General features: G+C 71.3%; 16 protein-coding genes. 14 read left to right on the top strand and 2 right to left on the bottom strand.

The genetic code is table 11. The annotated features are described in order from the left end of the window. The first annotated feature begins 103 nt into the window (after positions 1-103). The 5 genes from IE277_RS26245 (at position 104) to IE277_RS26225 (ending at position 5042) form a co-directional block, all read left to right on the top strand. Entirely contained in the window at positions 104-469 is a 366-nt protein-coding gene (locus IE277_RS26245) for a YraN family protein (RefSeq protein WP_229881972.1), read from the top strand. Further along, positions 470-2095, top strand: a complete 1626-nt coding sequence (locus tag IE277_RS26240) for a YifB family Mg chelatase-like AAA ATPase (RefSeq protein ID WP_189956167.1) — start codon at positions 470-472, stop codon at positions 2093-2095. Next, complete coding sequence (dprA, locus tag IE277_RS26235; protein WP_189956166.1) at positions 2092-3252, top strand: DNA-processing protein DprA; 1161 nt, start codon at positions 2092-2094, stop codon at positions 3250-3252. Before IE277_RS26240 ends, dprA begins: the two co-directional genes overlap by 4 nt. 324 nt (positions 3253-3576) lie before the next feature. Continuing rightward, on the top strand, positions 3577-4419 hold the full coding sequence (whiG, locus tag IE277_RS26230) for an RNA polymerase sigma factor WhiG (protein WP_189956165.1): 843 nt from the start codon (positions 3577-3579) through the stop codon (positions 4417-4419). 65 nt (positions 4420-4484) lie between these two features. Continuing rightward, a complete protein-coding gene (locus IE277_RS26225) occupies positions 4485-5042 on the top strand; it encodes a TetR/AcrR family transcriptional regulator (RefSeq protein WP_189956230.1) in 558 nt (185 codons plus the stop codon). A 97-nt stretch (positions 5043-5139) separates the two neighbouring features. On the opposite strand, the gene IE277_RS26220 is transcribed toward IE277_RS26225, so the two are convergent. Continuing rightward, positions 5140-5733 (bottom strand): murein hydrolase activator EnvC family protein, encoded by a 594-nt coding sequence (locus tag IE277_RS26220; RefSeq protein ID WP_229881971.1) that lies wholly within the window; start codon positions 5731-5733, stop codon positions 5140-5142. Positions 5734-6004: 271 nt separating this feature from the next. Between IE277_RS26220 and rpsB the strand changes: the two genes are divergently transcribed. From rpsB to IE277_RS26195, 5 genes are all read left to right on the top strand, one after another. Next, on the top strand, positions 6005-6925 hold the full coding sequence (gene rpsB, locus IE277_RS26215; RefSeq protein WP_189956164.1) for a 30S ribosomal protein S2: 921 nt from the start codon (positions 6005-6007) through the stop codon (positions 6923-6925). 174 nt (positions 6926-7099) lie between these two features. Then, positions 7100-7936: a translation elongation factor Ts gene (gene tsf / locus IE277_RS26210; protein WP_189956163.1), complete on the top strand. Its 837-nt coding sequence runs from the start codon at positions 7100-7102 to the stop codon at positions 7934-7936. A gap of 204 nt (positions 7937-8140) precedes the next feature. Continuing rightward, a complete protein-coding gene (gene pyrH / locus IE277_RS26205) occupies positions 8141-8899 on the top strand; it encodes a UMP kinase (protein WP_069778472.1) in 759 nt (252 codons plus the stop codon). 192 nt (positions 8900-9091) lie between these two features. After that, positions 9092-9649, top strand: coding sequence for a ribosome recycling factor (gene frr, locus IE277_RS26200; protein ID WP_189956162.1), 558 nt, complete (start codon positions 9092-9094; stop codon positions 9647-9649). Next, positions 9649-10794, top strand: a complete 1146-nt coding sequence (locus IE277_RS26195; protein WP_189956161.1) for a phosphatidate cytidylyltransferase — start codon at positions 9649-9651, stop codon at positions 10792-10794. Before frr ends, IE277_RS26195 begins: the two co-directional genes overlap by 1 nt. A 109-nt stretch (positions 10795-10903) precedes the next feature. Here IE277_RS26195 and IE277_RS26190 read toward each other — a convergent pair whose 3' ends face one another. Further along, positions 10904-11569: a YceI family protein gene (locus IE277_RS26190; protein WP_189956160.1), complete on the bottom strand. Its 666-nt coding sequence runs from the start codon at positions 11567-11569 to the stop codon at positions 10904-10906. A gap of 166 nt (positions 11570-11735) precedes the next feature. On the opposite strand from IE277_RS26190, the gene rlmN reads away from it, so the two are divergent. From rlmN to IE277_RS26170, 4 genes are all read left to right on the top strand, one after another. Continuing rightward, positions 11736-12842: a dual-specificity RNA methyltransferase RlmN gene (gene rlmN / locus IE277_RS26185; RefSeq protein ID WP_189956159.1), complete on the top strand. Its 1107-nt coding sequence runs from the start codon at positions 11736-11738 to the stop codon at positions 12840-12842. A 279-nt stretch (positions 12843-13121) separates the two neighbouring features. Continuing rightward, a complete protein-coding gene (locus IE277_RS26180) occupies positions 13122-14153 on the top strand; it encodes a thiamine ABC transporter substrate-binding protein (protein WP_373310874.1) in 1032 nt (343 codons plus the stop codon). A gap of 47 nt (positions 14154-14200) precedes the next feature. Further along, positions 14201-15802: an ABC transporter permease gene (locus tag IE277_RS26175; RefSeq protein WP_189956228.1), complete on the top strand. Its 1602-nt coding sequence runs from the start codon at positions 14201-14203 to the stop codon at positions 15800-15802. Continuing rightward, the gene (locus IE277_RS26170) at positions 15803-16822 is read left to right on the top strand and encodes an ABC transporter ATP-binding protein (protein WP_189956157.1); all 1020 of its coding nucleotides are present in this window, start codon (positions 15803-15805) and stop codon (positions 16820-16822) included. Positions 16823-16829: the final 7 nt, after the last annotated feature.

The raw sequence follows: 16829 nt of genomic DNA, 5'->3' as shown, positions 1-16829 counted from the left end.
CGCTCGTGCGGGTGACGGGGTTTTCCACAACCGCCGGGTAGCCCACCAAGATCAACAAATGTGGGCGGGACGCGTGACCGTTGGCGCCGGAGGTGGTGCCGACATGAGCAACGCACGCAGTGCACTCGGCAGGTACGGCGAGGATCTGGCCGCGCGGCGGCTGACCGAGGCCGGAATGACGGTCCTGGAGCGCAACTGGCGCTCCGGCCGGTCCGGTGAGATCGACATCGTGGCCAGGGACGGTGACGTCCTGGTCGTGTGCGAGGTGAAGACCCGCAGCGGCGGCTCCTTCGAGCATCCGATGGCCGCGGTGACCCCCGAGAAGGCGGACCGGCTGCGCGCGCTGGCCGGGCACTGGATCCAGGCCCACGGAGGAGCCCCGCCGGGCGGTGTCCGGATCGACCTGATCGGCGTCCTGCTGCCCCGGCGCGGCGCCCCGTCCGTCGAGCATGTGCGGGGGGTGGCCTGAATGGGATTCGCCCGCACCTGCTCGGTGGCCCTCGTCGGCGTGGAGGGCGTCGTCGTGGAGGTCCAGGCCGACCTCGAACCCGGCGTCGCCGCCTTCACCCTGGTCGGCCTCCCGGACAAGAGCCTCACGGAGAGCCGCGACCGGGTCCGGGCGGCGGTGGTGAACTCGGGCGGCGAGTGGCCGCAGAAGAAGCTCACCGTCGGACTCAGCCCGGCGTCGGTGCCCAAGGCCGGCTCCGGCTTCGACCTGGCCGTCGCCTGCGCGGTGCTCGGCGCCGCCGAACGGATCGACCCACGCGTCCTTTCGGACATCGTCATGATCGGCGAGCTGGGACTGGACGGCCGGGTCCGGCCGGTCCGCGGCATCCTGCCGGCCGTCCTCGCCGCGGCCGACGCCGGGTACGAACAGGTGGTCGTGCCCGAGTGCGCCGCCGCCGAGGCCGCTCTGGTCCCGGGTGTCTCGGTGCTCGGCGTCCGCAGTCTGCGACAGCTCGTCGCGGTCCTCACCGAGGAGCCCGTCCCCGAGGAGGAGCCGGACGTACACGGACGCCCCGACCCCCTCCTGGCCGGCCTGCGCATGCCCGGCACGGGTGCGGCCACCGGCATGCACAGCATCGGAGCCGCCCAGCACGACCACGATCACGACCTGGCGGACGTCGTGGGCCAGCGTGCGGCCCGCACGGCCGTGGAGGTGGCCGCCGCCGGTGGACACCACCTGTTCCTCGAAGGGCCGCCCGGCGCGGGAAAGACCATGCTCGCCGAGCGGCTGCCCGCGGTTCTGCCCCGGCTCACCAGGGCGGACTCGCTGGAGGTCACGGCCGTGCACTCGGTGGCCGGGCTGCTGCCACCGGGCAAGCCGCTCGTCGACGTCGCCCCCTACTGCGCCCCGCACCACTCGGCCACGATGCAGTCACTCGTCGGCGGAGGCCCCGGCGTCGCCCGGCCCGGCGCGGTCTCGCTCGCCCACCGTGGGGTGCTCTTCCTGGACGAGGCGCCCGAGTTCCACAGCCAGACCCTGGACGCCCTGCGGCAGCCCCTGGAGTCGGGGCACGTCGTGATCGCCCGCAGCGCGGGTGTCGTCCGCTTCCCGGCACGCTTCCTCATGGTGCTGGCGGCCAACCCCTGCCCCTGCGGACGCTTCTCCCAGCGCGACTCCCTGTGCGACTGCCTGCCGTCGGCGATCCGCCGCTACCAGTCCCGGCTCTCCGGTCCGCTGCTCGACCGGGTGGACCTGCGCGTCGAGGTCGACCCGGTCACCCGGGCCGAGCTCACCGACCCCGGCGCCCGGGGCGAGTCCACGGCGACCGTGGCCGAGCGGGTACGCCAGGCCCGGGAGCGAACGGCGGCCCGCCTGGCCGGAACGCCGTGGCGCACCAACAGCGAAGTGCCGGGCCGGGAACTGCGCAGCCGCTACCACCCCGTGGCCGGAGCGATGGACGAGGCCGAGCGCAGCCTCGAACGGGGTGTGCTCACCGCCCGCGGCATCGACCGGGTCCTGCGCGTCGCCTGGACGGTCGCGGACCTCCTCGGACACGACCGCCCGGACACCACCGACGTCGCTCTGGCCCTGCAGCTGCGCACCGGAGTCCCGCGCGGGGTGCCGATGGCCATCGGGGCGCTGACATGACCACGGGCGCGGATCCGGACGACGAGACGCTCGGGCGGGTCTTTCTCTGCCGGGTGATGGAGCCCGGGGACGAGACCGGCGGGCGGTGGGTGCGGGAGTTCGGGGTGGGGGAGGTGGTGCGGAGGCTGAGGGACGGGGCACAGGCGTTGCCGGGGGTGAGTGCGGTGCGGTGGGCCGGGCTGGTCGCGCGGGCCCGGCGGGCCGAGCCGGAGCGGGACCTCGCCGAGGCGCGGGCCGCCGGGGCCCGGTTCGTGGGGCCGAACACCCCGGAGTGGCCGCGCCAGCTCGATGACCTAGGCGACGCCCGGCCGATCGGACTCTGGGTGCGCGGCCGGCCCCATCTGCGGATGTGGGCGCTTCGGTCCGTGGCCCTGGTGGGTGCGCGCGCCTGCACCGAGTACGGCACCCACGCCGCCGCCACCCTCGCCGCAGGGCTCGCCGAGCGCGGCTGGGTGGTGGTCTCGGGCGGCGCGTACGGCATCGACGGCGCCGCCCACCGCGGCGCCCTCGCCGCCCGCGGAGCCACCGTCGCCGTCCTGGCCTGCGGCATCGACCGGCCCTACCCCCGCGGCCATGCCGCGCTGATCGAAAGGATCGCGGCGCAGGGACTGGTGGTCGGTGAGCTGCCCCCGGGTGACCATCCGACGCCGAGCCGCTTCATCCTCCGCAACCGCGTCATCGCCGCCCTGACCAGGGGCACCGTCGTCGTGGAAGCCGCCTGCCGCAGCGGCTCCCTGGCCACCGCGCGCGCCGCGCAGCGCCTCGGCCGGTTCACCATGGGCGTCCCCGGCCCCGTCACCAGCGCCCTCTCGGCCGGCGTCCATGAGCTGCTGCGCGCGGAGGCCGCCCTGGTCACCGACGCCGCGGACATCGTGGAGCTGGTCGGCGACATCGGTGAGCTGGCGCCGGCCCGGCGCGGCCCGGTACTCCCGCGTGACCTGCTGGCCCCCGCGGTCCGGGCCGTCCTCGCCGCACTGCCCGGCGATCGCGCGGCCCCCGTCGACGAGATCGCGCTCGGCACGCCGACCACACGGGACGAGGCGATCGCGAGACTGTACGAACTCCGAGCACTTGGTTACGTCGAACGACACGGCGATGGCTGGAAGTTGACACGCCAGGCGGTGATGTCGGTCCGCACAGGCCCTGGCCCATGCTGACCGAGCGTGTTCGGCCGTCCGGGGGAATCCCCGACGCCCTTGATGTTTCCCGGAGTTGACGCTCCGGCTGGTCACCCAGAGCGAGGCACGTGGCGAGCGCGCGACGCCCGCCGGAGCGCCCCGCGCACGAGTGGAGCATCACTGTTCGCACACCGCGACAGCTCAGTCACGCTACGCTCACAAAGGAGCCGACGCAGATCCCGCCAACTCGACACCAGACCGACAGCTCGCCCAGGCAGCCCCCACTCCACCCCAGGCAGTCCTACCCCGTCCCACTTCGCGGCACTTCACAGCACTTCACGGCAGAACGGCACAAGGCGACGAATGCCCCAGCACACCTCCGGGTCCGACCGGGCGGCGATCCCCCCAGCCGCCCGCGACGGTGGCAGCATGCGGCCGCCCGCTCCCTCGACGCTCGACGAGCTGTGGCGGTCGTACAAGGCGACGGGGGACGAACGGCTGCGGGAGCAGCTGATCCTGCACTACTCGCCGCTCGTGAAATACGTCGCGGGGCGGGTGAGCGTCGGGCTGCCGCCCAATGTGGAGCAGGCCGACTTCGTCTCCTCGGGAGTCTTCGGGCTGATCGACGCGATCGAGAAGTTCGACATCGACCGGGAGATCAAGTTCGAGACGTACGCGATCACCCGGATCCGGGGCGCGATGATCGACGAGCTGCGGGCACTGGACTGGATCCCGCGGTCGGTACGGCAGAAGGCGCGGAACGTGGAGCGGGCCTACGCCACCCTGGAGGCGCGGCTGCGGCGCACTCCGAACGAGGTCGAGGTCGCGGCGGAGCTGGGCATGGAGGTCGATGAGCTGCACGCCGTGTTCAGCCAGCTGTCGCTGGCCAACGTGGTCGCCCTGGAGGAGCTGCTGCACGTCGGCAGCGAGGGCGGGGACCGGCTCAGCCTCATGGACACGCTGGAGGACACCGCCGCGGACAACCCGGTGGAGGTGGCCGAGGACCGGGAGCTGCGGAGGTTTCTCGCGCGGGCCATCAACACACTGCCCGAGCGGGAGAAGACCGTGGTCACGCTGTACTACTACGAGGGACTCACCCTCGCCGAGATCGGCAATGTCCTCGGGGTCACCGAGAGCCGGGTCAGCCAGATCCACACCAAGTCGGTGCTGCAACTGAGGGCCAAGCTGGCGAGCTTCGGGCGCTGAGTCCTCCCTTTCCGGGACGGGGTGTCCGTAAAGTGGTTGACGTGCCAAGGATTCGAGCGGCCTCCGTGGCCGAGCACCGGTCGATGCAGCGAGCCGCCCTGCTGGACGCGGCTCGGTCCCTGCTGTCCGAGGGCGGGACGGAGTCGCTGACCTTCCCCGCTCTCGCCGAGCGCACGGGGCTGGCGCGGTCGTCCGTGTACGAGTATTTCCGTTCGCGGGCCGCCGTCGTCGAAGAGCTGTGCGAGGTCGACTTCCCCGTGTGGGCGGCGGAGGTCGCGGCGGCGATGGAGCGGGCGGAGTCGGCCGAGGGCAAGGTCGAGGCGTATGTGCGCCGGCAGCTGACGCTGGTCGGGGACCGGCGGCACCGGGCGGTCGTCGCCATCTCCGCCAGCGAGCTGGACGCCGGCGCGCGCGAGAAGATCCGGGCCGCGCACGGCGGACTGGTCGCGATGATCGTCGAGGCGCTCGGCGAGATGGGGCACGAGCAGCCCCGGCTGGCCGCGATGCTGCTGCAGGGGATCGTGGACGCGGCGGTGCGGCGGATCGAGCTGGGCGCGGCCGAGGAGCCCGCGGCGGTGACGGAGGCGGCCGTGGGGATGGCTCTGCGGGGTGTGAAGGGCTGACCTCGCCGGCCGCCGGTGCCGCCGACGCCGGCGGCACCGGGGGAGGTACGGCTGCCCGCGGCGGCGCGCCCGCGCGGGCAGCGGTGCCCGGTCGCGGCTACGCCGGCAGCGGTACCCCCAGCACCGGCAGCAGTCTCGACGGTCCCCTGTGCCGAAGCCACGGCGGGAGCAGGGACAGCGGGTCCAGATAGGCCGCGCCCCGCAGCAGGCCCCAGTGCAGGCAGGTCGTCGGGCAGTGGGCGCTCGTCGGCTGGAGCGTGCCCACCACATCCCCCGCTCCGACCTCGTCGCCCTTCGTCACCGACGGACTCACCGGCTCGTACGTGGTCCGCAGGTCCGTCCCCGCCAGGTCCACCGAGACCACCCCCGTCCCCGCCACCCGGCCCGCGAACGACACCCGGCCGGGTGCGACCGCCCGTACCGGAGCACCGGCGGGCGCCGCCAGGTCCACGCCGCGGTGACCGGGGCCGTAGGGCGTGGCGGGTGGTTCCCAGGCGCGGAGCACCAGGGGGCGGACGCCCACCGGCCAGGTGCGGGCCAGGGCCGGGACCGGGGCCTGAGGAGCCTGAGGGGGCGGTGGGGGAGCCGGGCGAGGCGGGTCCGCCCAGGCCCAGCCGGGCAGCAGGGTCGCCGGCGCCAGACCGAGCAGCAGACATGTCGTCAGCAGGGCACAACGCATCACTCGTCGCATGCGAGAACCCTCCCGCACCCCTCCGATCATGGCCGGGACCTGTGGACCACCGCCGGGTTGTGGACAGCTGCGTCACCCGGTGCCCCGGCGGTCCCGTACACTTCTTCTGGCGATCCGGGTCACCGGGTCGACTTCGCACGCCCCGACACCGGGCTGGTCAACGGCTGGTGTCAGCGCCCCTCGGTCCTTCGTGGCACGGCGCACTGCGGGCGTCAGGCGCGGGAGCCGTCCGGCATCCGCGGCACAACCGAGAACCAAGGAGAATACGGCCATGGCCGTCGTCACGATGCGGGAGCTGCTGGAGAGCGGCGTCCACTTCGGTCACCAGACCCGTCGCTGGAACCCGAAGATGAAGCGCTTCATCTTCACCGAGCGCAACGGCATCTACATCATCGACCTGCTCCAGTCGCTGTCGTACATCGACCGCGCCTACGAGTTCGTCAAGGAGACCGTCGCCCACGGCGGCACGGTCATGTTCGTCGGCACCAAGAAGCAGGCGCAGGAGGCCATCGCCGAGCAGGCCACCCGCGTCGGCATGCCCTTCGTCAACCAGCGCTGGCTGGGCGGCATGCTCACCAACTTCTCGACCGTCTACAAGCGTCTGCAGCGCCTCAAGGAGCTTGAGCAGATCGACTTCGAGGACGTCGCCGCGTCCGGTCTGACCAAGAAGGAGCTTCTCGTGCTCTCGCGCGAGAAGGCCAAGCTGGAGAAGACCCTCGGCGGTATCCGCGAGATGCAGAAGGTGCCGAGCGCCGTCTGGATCGTGGACACCAAGAAGGAGCACATCGCGGTCGGCGAGGCCCGGAAGCTCAACATCCCGGTCGTCGCCATCCTCGACACCAACTGCGACCCCGACGAGGTCGACTACAAGATCCCGGGCAACGACGACGCGATCCGCTCCGTCACCCTGCTCACCCGCGTGATCGCCGACGCCGTCGCCGAGGGCCTCATCTCCCGCTCTCGCGTCGCCACCGGTGACAAGGGCGAGAAGGCCGCGGGCGAGCCGCTCGCCGAGTGGGAGCGCGACCTGCTCGAGGGTGAGAAGAAGGCCGACGAGGCCGAGAAGCCGGCCGAGGCTGCCGCTGAGGCCCCGGCCGCTGAGGCCCCGGCCGCCGAGGCTCCGGCCGCTGAGGCTCCGGCCGCCGAGGCCGCTCCGGCCGAGGAGAAGCCCGCCGAGGGCGAGCAGGCCTGACGCAGGCGTCGACAGCGGGGGCGGTACTGAACCGACGGCGCCTCGGGCGCGGTCAAGTCCGCCCCCGCTGTTCACCCGTGGTCGGTACGACGTATGCGGTCCACGACTACATGTGGAACGCAAATCCGTGCGGATCTGAAGATCTTCCAGACTTCGAGAAAGACTCACAGACTCATGGCGAACTACACCGCCGCCGACGTCAAGAAGCTCCGTGAGCTCACGGGCGCCGGCATGATGGACTGCAAGAAGGCCCTGGACGAGGCCGAGGGCAACGTCGACAAGGCCGTCGAGGCCCTGCGCATCAAGGGCCAGAAGGGCGTCGCCAAGCGCGAGGGCCGCTCCGCCGAGAACGGCGCCGTGGTCTCCGTCATCGCCGACGACAACTCTTCCGGTGTCATCGTCGAGCTGAAGTGCGAGACGGACTTCGTCGCCAAGGGTGACAGGTTCCAGGCCGTCGCCAAGAAGATCGCCGAGCACGTCGCGGCGACCTCCCCGGCCGACCTCGACGCCCTGCTCGCCTCCGAGATCGAGGCCGGCAAGACCGTCCAGGCGTTCGTGGACGAGGCCAACGCCAACCTCGGCGAGAAGATCGTCCTGGACCGCTTCGCGCAGTTCGCCGACGGTTACGTCACCGCTTACATGCACAAGACCATGCCCGACCTGCCCCCGCAGATCGGTGTCCTGGTCGAGTTCGACAAGCCGAACGCCGAGGTCGCCCGGGGCATCGCCCAGCACATCGCCGCCTTCGCGCCGAAGTACCTCGCCAAGGAGGACGTCCCGGCCGAGGTCGTCGAGTCCGAGCGCCACGTCGCCGAGGAGACCACCCGCGCCGAGGGCAAGCCCGAGGCCGCGATCGCCAAGATCGTCGAGGGTCGTCTGAACGGCTTCTTCAAGGACGCCACGCTGCTCGGTCAGCCGTACGCGCTCGACAACAAGAAGTCGGTCCAGAAGGTGCTGGACGAGGCCGGTGTCACCCTGAAGCGCTTCTCGCGCATCAAGGTCGGCATCTGAGTCCGTATCGCGATCGACGCGCGACCCACGGAGAAATCCCGATAGGGTCGACAGCAGTCGTCCGCGCACACCGCCACACCCGGGCGTGAGGCGGACGGCAGCAGATCTGACGAGGAGGCCATTGCCGCGCATGGGAGCGAAAAGCGACCCCATCGGCAATGGCCTTCTTCGTATGTGCAACACGTGAAAGAGGCGGGATCTCCCATGACCACCAAGGCTCAGAAGAGCGACGACGGCAAAGTACGCGGCCGGTTTCTGCTGAAGCTGTCCGGAGAGGCCTTCTCCGGCGGTGGGGGCCTGGGCGTGGACCCGGACGTGGTGCACAAGATCGCCCGTGAGATCGCCGCCGTCGTCCGGGACGGCGCCGAGATCGCGGTCGTCATCGGCGGCGGCAACTTCTTCCGCGGCGCCGAGCTGCAGCAGCGCGGCATGGACCGGGCCCGCTCCGACTACATGGGCATGCTCGGCACCGTGATGAACTGCCTCGCCCTCCAGGACTTCCTGGAGAAGGAGGGCATCGACAGCCGGGTACAGACCGCCATCACCATGGGCCAGGTCGCCGAGCCGTACATCCCGCTGCGCGCCGTGCGCCACCTGGAGAAGGGCCGTGTGGTCATCTTCGGCGCCGGTATGGGCATGCCGTACTTCTCCACCGACACCACCGCCGCCCAGCGCGCCCTGGAGATCGACGCCGAGGCGCTGCTCATGGGCAAGAACGGCGTGGACGGGGTCTACGACTCCGACCCCAAGACCAACCCGGACGCCGTCAAGTTCGACGCCCTCGGCTACGGCGAGGTCATCACCCGCGACCTGAAGGTCGCCGACGCCACCGCCATCACGCTGTGCCGCGACAACAAGCTCCCGATCCTCGTCTTCGAGCTTCTCGCGGAGGGCAATATCGCCCGCGCCGTCAAGGGTGAGAAGATCGGCACGCTGGTGGGCGAACAGGGCAGCCGGGACTGACCGGCACACCCGGCTCGCCCGGGGCGCGCCACCCGACCCGCCACCTTTCCGGGGGAGGGGCGGGACGCGCCCTGGCCGGGGGATGGACAATGTCCTGCCGGTCGGGAACCGTGCAGGAAAGAAGACGCGACGCAGCCGGCCGCCGACCGACTTCAGCAGCCGGGCCTTACTCAAGACACGCAGGAGCAAGTGGTGATCGAAGAGACCCTCCTCGAGGCCGAGGAGAAGATGGAGAAGGCCGTCGTGGTCGCCAAGGAGGACTTCGCCGCGATCCGCACCGGCCGTGCGCACCCGGCGATGTTCAACAAGATCGTGGCCGACTACTACGGCGCGCTGACGCCGATCAACCAGCTGGCCTCGTTCTCCGTGCCCGAGCCGCGCATGGCGGTCGTGACGCCGTTCGACAAGAGCGCGCTGCGCAACATCGAGCAGGCGATCCGGGACTCCGACCTGGGCGTCAACCCCAGCAACGACGGCAACATCATCCGGGTGACGTTCCCCGAGCTGACGGAGGAGCGCCGCCGCGAGTACATCAAGGTCGCCAAGGGCAAGGCCGAGGACTCCCGGGTGTCGATCCGCTCCGTGCGCCGCAAGGCCAAGGACTCCCTCGACAAGGCGATCAAGGACGGCGACATCGGTGAGGACGAGGGCCGCCGTGCGGAGAAGGAGCTCGACGAGCTGACGGCGAAGTTCGTCGCTCAGGTGGATGAGCTCCTGAAGCACAAGGAAGCGGAGCTGCTCGAAGTCTGATGAGCGACTCTTCCTGGGGGGCGCCGCCACCGGCGGGGCAGGCCGGTTACTGGGGGCCCACCGCGGGTGGGCCAGTCCAGGGGGTCGCCCCGGCGGGTCCCGCGTACGATGCGCCTGAGGCGCAGCACACTCGCCCCATGCCCATCGCGCCCGACGAACCCGCGTACGGCGGAGACCAGGACGACGACCGGGGGGCCGCTTCGCCGAGTGGCCCCTTGTTCCAGGACGGGTTCCGCCCGGGTTTCCCGCAGACCCGGACAGTCCCGGCCGAGAACCAGAATCCGGAGCCCATGCCCGACGCCCACGAGCCGGCGCCAGCGCCGCAGAAGAAGAGCGCGGGCCGCGACCTGAGCGCGGCCATAGGGGTCGGGATCGGGCTCGGTGTGGTGATCATCGCCTCCCTGTTCATCAAGAAGGCCGTGTTCGTCGGCGTGGTCGCGGTCGCCGTCGTCGTCGGGCTGTGGGAGCTGACCAGCAGGCTGCAGGAGCGCAAGGACCTCAAGGCGCCGCTGGTGCCGCTCGCGGTCGGCGGTGCGGCGATGGTGGTCGCCGGGTATGTACGCGGCGCCGAGGGCGCATGGGTGGCCATGGCCCTTACGACCCTGGCCACCCTGGTCTGGCGCATGACGGAATCGCCGGAGGGCTATCTCAAGGACGTCACGGCAGGCGTCTTCGCGGCGTTCTACGTGCCGTTCCTGGCCACGTTCGTCGCGATGATGCTGACCGCGAAGGACGGCCCCTGGCGCGTCATGACCTTCCTTCTCCTCACGGTGGTCAGCGACACCGGTGCCTACGCGGTGGGCTGGCGCTTCGGCAAGCACAAGCTCGCCCCGCGGATCAGTCCCGGCAAGACCCGTGAGGGCCTGCTGGGCGCGGTGCTGTTCGCGATGGTCGCGGGCGCGCTGTGCATGCAGTTCCTGATCACCGGCGGCACCTGGTGGCAGGGCCTGCTGCTGGGTCTCGCGGTCGCGGGCAGCGCCACGCTGGGCGACCTCGGCGAGTCCATGATCAAGCGCGACCTGGGCATCAAGGACATGGGCACCCTGCTCCCCGGTCACGGCGGCATCATGGACCGTCTGGACTCACTCCTGCCGACGGCCCCGGTGGTCTGGCTCCTGATGGTGCTCTTCGTCGGCTCCGCGTGAGCCCGCTGTCGTACGGCTCACGGGCCCCCGTCCCTCGCTGAGGGGCGGGGGCCCGTCGCGTGTCCGGGGACGGGGACGGGCACGACGGGGCGGCGGGGGCGGCGGAGCCTCAGACCGTGGAGGTGGCGCGGATCGCGGCGATGTCGAACTGGAGGCGGACCGTCTCGCTCACCATGGCCCCGCCCTGGGCCAGCTTGGCGTCGTAGGTCAGACCCCAGTCGGAGCGGTGGATGGTCGTGGTGCCGTCGAAGCCGACCCGCTCGTCGCCGAACGCGTCGGTGACATGACCGATGTAGGTGAGGTCCAGGTCGATGGGGCGGGTGGTGTCCTTGATGGTGAGATCGCCGGTCATCCGGTAGACGTCCTCGCCGATGAGCTGCACGGTGGTGCTGGTGAAGGTCATCCGCGGGTGGGCGGCGGCGTCCAGGAACTGCCGGCCGACCAGGTGCGCGTCGCGCTGCTCGACACCGGTGTCGACACTGGCGGTGTAGAGCACGATGTCGGCCCGGGAGCGAGCCGGGTCACGGCCGTCGAGGTACAGACGGCTCTCGTACTGCGCGAAGGCGCCGCGCACCGTCGTGACCATCGCGTGCCGCACGGAGAACCCGATCCTGCTGTGCGCGGGATCGATCAGCCACTCGCCGGTGAGCCCCGCCAGGGCGGGATCGGGCAGAACGGCGGTGGCTTGGGCACGGGCCACCGGGGCGGCGGTCGCCACGGGAGCGGCGGCCTGCTGCGCGCGCCGGTGTGAGGAGTTGCGGCCGAAAAGGTTCATGGCTCATGTGGTTACGTCAGTGCCTGGGGCGCGACAAGGTCCGACCAGGAAACCCGACCGTTCGTCAGCAGAACTTCACAGCTCACCCGCCCCTCGCGGCCCGGCGTCGGCGGTGCCCGCGCAGCGTCGGGAGCCACCCGAGTGGATCTGAGACACTGGTACAGCCATGCCTAAGCCCGGAGAACTCACCTTTGTCGCGCCGCGCGGAGCCAAGAAGCCGCCGCGGCACCTCGCCGATCTCACGCCCGCCGAGCGCAAGGACGCGGTGGCCGAGATCGGCGAGAAGCCGTTCCGTGCCAAGCAGCTCGCGCAGCACTACTTCGCGCGGTACGCGCACGACCCGGAGCAGTGGACCGACATCCCCGCCGGCTCGCGCGACAAGCTGCGCGAGGCGCTGTTCCCGGAGCTGATGACGGTCGTCCGGCATCTGTCGACCGACCAGGGGACCACCCGCAAGACGCTGTGGCGGCTGTTCGACGGGACGCTCGTCGAGTCCGTGCTGATGCGGTATCCGGACCGGGTCACCATGTGCATCAGCTCGCAGGCCGGCTGCGGGATGAACTGCCCGTTCTGCGCCACCGGGCAGGCCGGGCTGGACCGGAACCTGTCCACCGCCGAGATCGTCCATCAGATCGTCGACGGGATGCGCGCGCTGCGCGACGGGGAGGTGCCGGGAGGACCCGCGCGGCTGTCCAACATCGTCTTCATGGGGATGGGCGAGCCGCTCGCCAACTACAACCGGGTCGTGGGTGCCGTCCGGGCCCTCACCGACCCGGCGCCCGACGGGCTCGGGCTGTCGCAGCGCGGGATCACCGTGTCCACCGTCGGGCTCGTGCCGGCCATCCACCGGTTCGCCGACGAGGGCTTCAAGTGCCGCCTCGCGATCTCCCTGCACGCCCCCGACGACGAGCTGCGCGACACCCTCGTGCCCGTGAACACGCGGTGGAAGGTGCGCGAGGTGCTGGACGCCGGTTTCGAGTACGTCGAGAAGAGCGGGCGCCGGCTGTCCATCGAGTACGCGCTGATCCGGGACATCAACGACCAGGCCTGGCGCGGTGACCGGCTCGGCCGGCTGCTCAAGGGCAGGCCCGTGCATGTCAACCTGATCCCGCTCAATCCGACGCCGGGGTCGAAGTGGACCGCTTCCCGGCCCGAGGACGAGAAGGCCTTCGTCGAGGCCATCGCCGCCCATGGCGTGCCCGTCACCATCCGGGACACCCGCGGGCAGGAGATCGACGGAGCCTGCGGCCAGCTCGCGGCCACCGAGCGGTAATGTGGCCGGGTCCCGGTAACCGGGTCCCTATATCTTCATAGGCATATCTTCATATTCCGACAGGGGAGCGCCACAGCGCTGAGAGTGCGGCGGACAGGGCCGCAGACCCTCTGAACCTCGCCCAGGTCATTCTGGGTAGGAAGTTCGGTCATCACTCAAGCTGTCGTGCCCTGCCCGGATTCCCGGGCGGGGCCGCGTTCTTCCTGGCCAACCCCAGGAGGACATCCAGTGCACCACAAGACCCTCGGCGCCGTCGCGGCCGGCCTCGGTCTCGTCGCCATGTCGACGCTGACCGCGTGCGGTTCGACGGACACCAAGAGCGCCGCCGACTCCAAGACCGTGACCCTCGTCAGCCATGACTCGTGGGCCGTCTCCAAGGACGTGCTGCAGGACTTCGAGAAGCAGTCCGGGTACAAGGTCAGGGTCCTCAAGGACGGCGACGCCGGTCAGGCCGTCAACAAGGCGATCCTGACCAAGGACAACCCGCAGGGCGACGTCTTCTTCGGCGTCGACAACACCCTGCTGTCCCGCGCCCTCGACAACGGGCTGTTCCAGCCCTACACGGCCAAGGGCCTCGACGAGGTCGGCGCCGCCTACCAGCTCGACAAGGACAAGCACCGGGTCACGCCCGTCGACTACGGCGACATCTGCGTCAACTACGACAAGGCCTACTTCAGCGAGCACAGGCTGACCCCGCCGCAGTCCTTCGCCGATCTGGCCAAGCCGCAGTACAAGAACCTCCTGGTCACCGAGAACGCCGCCACCTCCTCGCCCGGCCTCGGCTTCCTGCTCGGCAGCGCCGCGCAGTACGGCGACGGGGGCTGGCAGGGCTACTGGAAGAAGCTCAAGGCCAACGGCGTCAAGGTCGTCGACGGCTGGGAGCAGGCCTACTCCCAGGAGTTCTCCGGCTCCTCCGGGGGCAAGAAGGCCGGCGGCGACCGGCCGCTCGTCGTGTCGTACGCCTCCTCGCCGCCCGCCGAGGTGGTCGACGCCACGAAGCGGCCCAGCACCGCCCCGACCGGGGTGTCGTACGGCACCTGCTTCCGCCAGATCGAGTTCGCCGGACTGCTCGGCAACGCCAGGAACCCCAAGGGTGCCAAGGCGTTCATCGACTTCCTGGTCTCCAAGGAGTTCCAGGAGGACATGCCGCTGAACATGTACGTCTACCCGGTGCTGAAGGGTGCGAAGGTCCCGGCCGAGTTCACCGAGTACGGGCCGGCCGCCCAGCACCCCGAGACCATGGCTCCCGCCGCGATCGCCGCCAACCGTGACCAGTGGGTCAAGTCGTGGACCTCGCTCGTACTGAAGTAGCCGAAGCGGCCGAACCCCGGCGGGGAAACGCGGCGCGGCTCGGGCTGATGGCCCTGCCCGTCGCGTTCTTCGCCGTGTTCTTCGCCTGGCCCGTGGCCGCGATCGTCGCGCGCGGTCTGAAGGTGGACGGCGCCTGGCAGTTCGGGCGGATCGCGGACGTGGTCACCCAGCCGGACATCCGGCATGTGCTGTGGTTCACCACGTGGCAGGCGCTGGCCTCCACCGCGCTCACCCTGCTGCTCGCGCTGCCCGCCGCCTATGTCTTCGCCCGGTTCGACTTCCCGGGCAGAGCGGTGCTGCGGGCCGTGGTCACCGTGCCGTTCGTGCTGCCGACCGTCGTGGCGGGCAGCGCCTTCCTGGCGCTCGTCGGCCACCACGGCCTGCTGGACGAGTTGTGGGGCGTACGGCTGGACACTACGGTGTGGGCGATCCTGCTGGCGCATGTCTTCTTCAACTACGCGGTCGTCGTGCGGACCGTCGGCGGGCTGTGGGCCCAGCTCGACCCGCGCCAGGAGGAGGCCGCCCGGATGCTGGGTGCCTCGCCGCTGCACGCCTGGCGCAAGGTCACCCTGCCGGCGCTGGCGCCCGCCGTGGCCGCCGCCGCGCTGATGGTGTTCCTGTTCACCTTCACCTCCTTCGGTGTCGTCCAGATCCTCGGCGGGCCCACCTTCTCCACGCTCGAAGTGGAGATCTACCGGCAGACCTCCGAGGTCTTCGATCTCTCCACCGCCGCCGTCCTCACCCTTGTCCAGTTCGCCGCGGTCGGCGCGATCCTCGTCGTGCACGCCTGGACGGTGCGGCGCCGGGAGAGCGCCCTGCGCCTCGTCGACGCCGGGACCACCGCGCGGCGCCCGCGCGGTGCCGGCCAGTGGGCCCTGCTCGCCGGCGTCCTCGTCACCGTCGCACTGCTCCTCGTCCTGCCGCTCGCCGTCCTCGTCCGCCGCTCCCTCGACGCCCCCGGCTTCGGCTACTACCGGGCGCTCACGGACTCCGACGGCGGTACGTTCCTGGTGGCGCCCGTGGACGCGGTGTGGACCTCGCTGCAGTACGCCGTCGCCGCCACCGCCATCGCCGTCGTGGTCGGATCTCTCGCCGCCGCGGCGCTGGCCCGCCGGGACGCCGGACGGCTCGTGCGGGGCTTCGACGCGCTGCTGATGCTGCCCCTCGGCGTGTCCGCCGTCACCGTCGGCTTCGGCTTTCTGATCGCGCTCGACAAGCCGCCGCTGGACCTCAGACAGTCCTGGATCCTCGTCCCGCTCGCGCAGGCGCTGGTCGGCGTCCCCTTCGTCGTACGGACCATGCTGCCCGTGCTGCGGGCCGTGGACGCACGGCTGCGGGAGGCCGCCGCCGTGCTCGGGGCCTCGCCCTGGCGGGTGTGGCGGGAGGTGGATCTGCCGCTGGTGCGGCGGGCACTGCTGGTCGCGGCGGGGTTCGCGTTCGCCGTCTCGCTCGGCGAGTTCGGGGCGACCGTGTTCATCGCCCGGCCCGACAACCCCACGCTTCCGGTCGCCGTGGCCCGGTTGCTCAGCCGTCCCGGCGACCTCAACTACGGCCAGGCGATGGCCCTTTCGACGATTCTGATGGTGGTGTGCGCCGCCGCGCTGCTGATCCTGGAGCGGCTGCGCACCGACCGGACCGGGGAGTTCTAGATGCTGCTGAGCCTCGATGCCGCGACCGTGCGCCTCGGCGGGCGGGCGGTGCTGGACGCGGTCGACCTGGGGGTCGCCGAGCACGAGGTGGTGTGCGTCCTCGGGCCCAGCGGCAGCGGCAAGTCGACCCTGCTGCGGGCGGTCGCCGGGCTGCAGCCGCTGTCCTGCGGGCGGGTCCTGCTGGACGGGCGGGACCAGTGCGGCGTGCCCGCGCACAAGCGGGGCGTCGGCCTGATGTTCCAGGACCATCAGCTCTTCCCGCAGCGGGACGTCGGCGCGAATGTGGCGTTCGGGCCGCGGATGCACGGCGTCCCGAAGGGGGAACGGGACGCCGAGGTGGGGAAGTTGCTGGAGCTGGTCGGACTGCCGGGTGCCGCCCGGCGGTCCGTGGCCGCCCTGTCCGGCGGCGAGCAGCAGCGTGTGGCGCTCGCCCGCGCGCTCGCGCCCCGGCCCCGGCTGCTCATGCTGGACGAGCCGCTCGGCCAGCTCGACCGCTCGCTCAGGGAGCGTCTGGTGGTCGAACTGCGGGAGCTGTTCGGCCGGTTGGGCACGACCGTGCTCGCCGTGACCCACGACCAGGGCGAGGCCTTCGCGCTGGCCGACCGGGTGGTGGTGATGCGGGACGGGCGGATCGCCCAGTCCGGTACGCCGCTTGAGGTGTGGCAGCGGCCCGCCGACGCGTTCGTGGCCCGCTTCCTCGGCTTCGACAATGTCGTCCGGGCGACCGTCGTGGGGGAGGCCGCCGACAGCCCGTGGGGCAAACTGCCCGTGCCCGAGGGCACCCCGCAGGGCGGCCGCACCCTGCTGGTCCGGCCCGCAGGGGTACGGCTCGTGCCGGCCGATGCCGGTCTGCCCTGCACGGTGACCGCCCGCACCTTCAAGGGCACCCATGTGGCCGTACGTCTCCAGCCCGCGGACGGGCCCCACCTGGAGGCGGCCTGCGCACTGCGGGACGCGCCGGAGACAGGCGCGTCGGTCGGCGTGGAGTTCGACGCGGCCGAAATCGTCGCCCTCGACTGATCACCGT

The organism is Streptomyces alanosinicus (assembly GCF_014650595.1).
Lineage (GTDB): Bacteria > Actinomycetota > Actinomycetes > Streptomycetales > Streptomycetaceae > Streptomyces > Streptomyces alanosinicus.
This window is presented reverse-complemented; position numbering and strand designations above follow the sequence as displayed.

Coding starts and splice junctions, on each gene's coding strand:
- IE277_RS26245 (WP_229881972.1), top strand. CDS start 104: ATGAGCAACGCACGCAGTGCACTCGGCAGGTACGGCGAGGATCTGGCC.
- IE277_RS26240 (WP_189956167.1), top strand. CDS start 470: ATGGGATTCGCCCGCACCTGCTCGGTGGCCCTCGTCGGCGTGGAGGGC.
- dprA (WP_189956166.1), top strand. CDS start 2,092: ATGACCACGGGCGCGGATCCGGACGACGAGACGCTCGGGCGGGTCTTT.
- whiG (WP_189956165.1), top strand. CDS start 3,577: ATGCCCCAGCACACCTCCGGGTCCGACCGGGCGGCGATCCCCCCAGCC.
- IE277_RS26220 (WP_229881971.1), bottom strand. CDS start 5,733: ATGCGACGAGTGATGCGTTGTGCCCTGCTGACGACATGTCTGCTGCTC.
- rpsB (WP_189956164.1), top strand. CDS start 6,005: ATGGCCGTCGTCACGATGCGGGAGCTGCTGGAGAGCGGCGTCCACTTC.
- tsf (WP_189956163.1), top strand. CDS start 7,100: ATGGCGAACTACACCGCCGCCGACGTCAAGAAGCTCCGTGAGCTCACG.
- pyrH (WP_069778472.1), top strand. CDS start 8,141: ATGACCACCAAGGCTCAGAAGAGCGACGACGGCAAAGTACGCGGCCGG.
- IE277_RS26195 (WP_189956161.1), top strand. CDS start 9,649: ATGAGCGACTCTTCCTGGGGGGCGCCGCCACCGGCGGGGCAGGCCGGT.
- IE277_RS26190 (WP_189956160.1), bottom strand. CDS start 11,569: ATGAACCTTTTCGGCCGCAACTCCTCACACCGGCGCGCGCAGCAGGCC.
- rlmN (WP_189956159.1), top strand. CDS start 11,736: ATGCCTAAGCCCGGAGAACTCACCTTTGTCGCGCCGCGCGGAGCCAAG.
- IE277_RS26180 (WP_373310874.1), top strand. CDS start 13,122: ATGTCGACGCTGACCGCGTGCGGTTCGACGGACACCAAGAGCGCCGCC.
- IE277_RS26175 (WP_189956228.1), top strand. CDS start 14,201: ATGGCCCTGCCCGTCGCGTTCTTCGCCGTGTTCTTCGCCTGGCCCGTG.
- IE277_RS26170 (WP_189956157.1), top strand. CDS start 15,803: ATGCTGCTGAGCCTCGATGCCGCGACCGTGCGCCTCGGCGGGCGGGCG.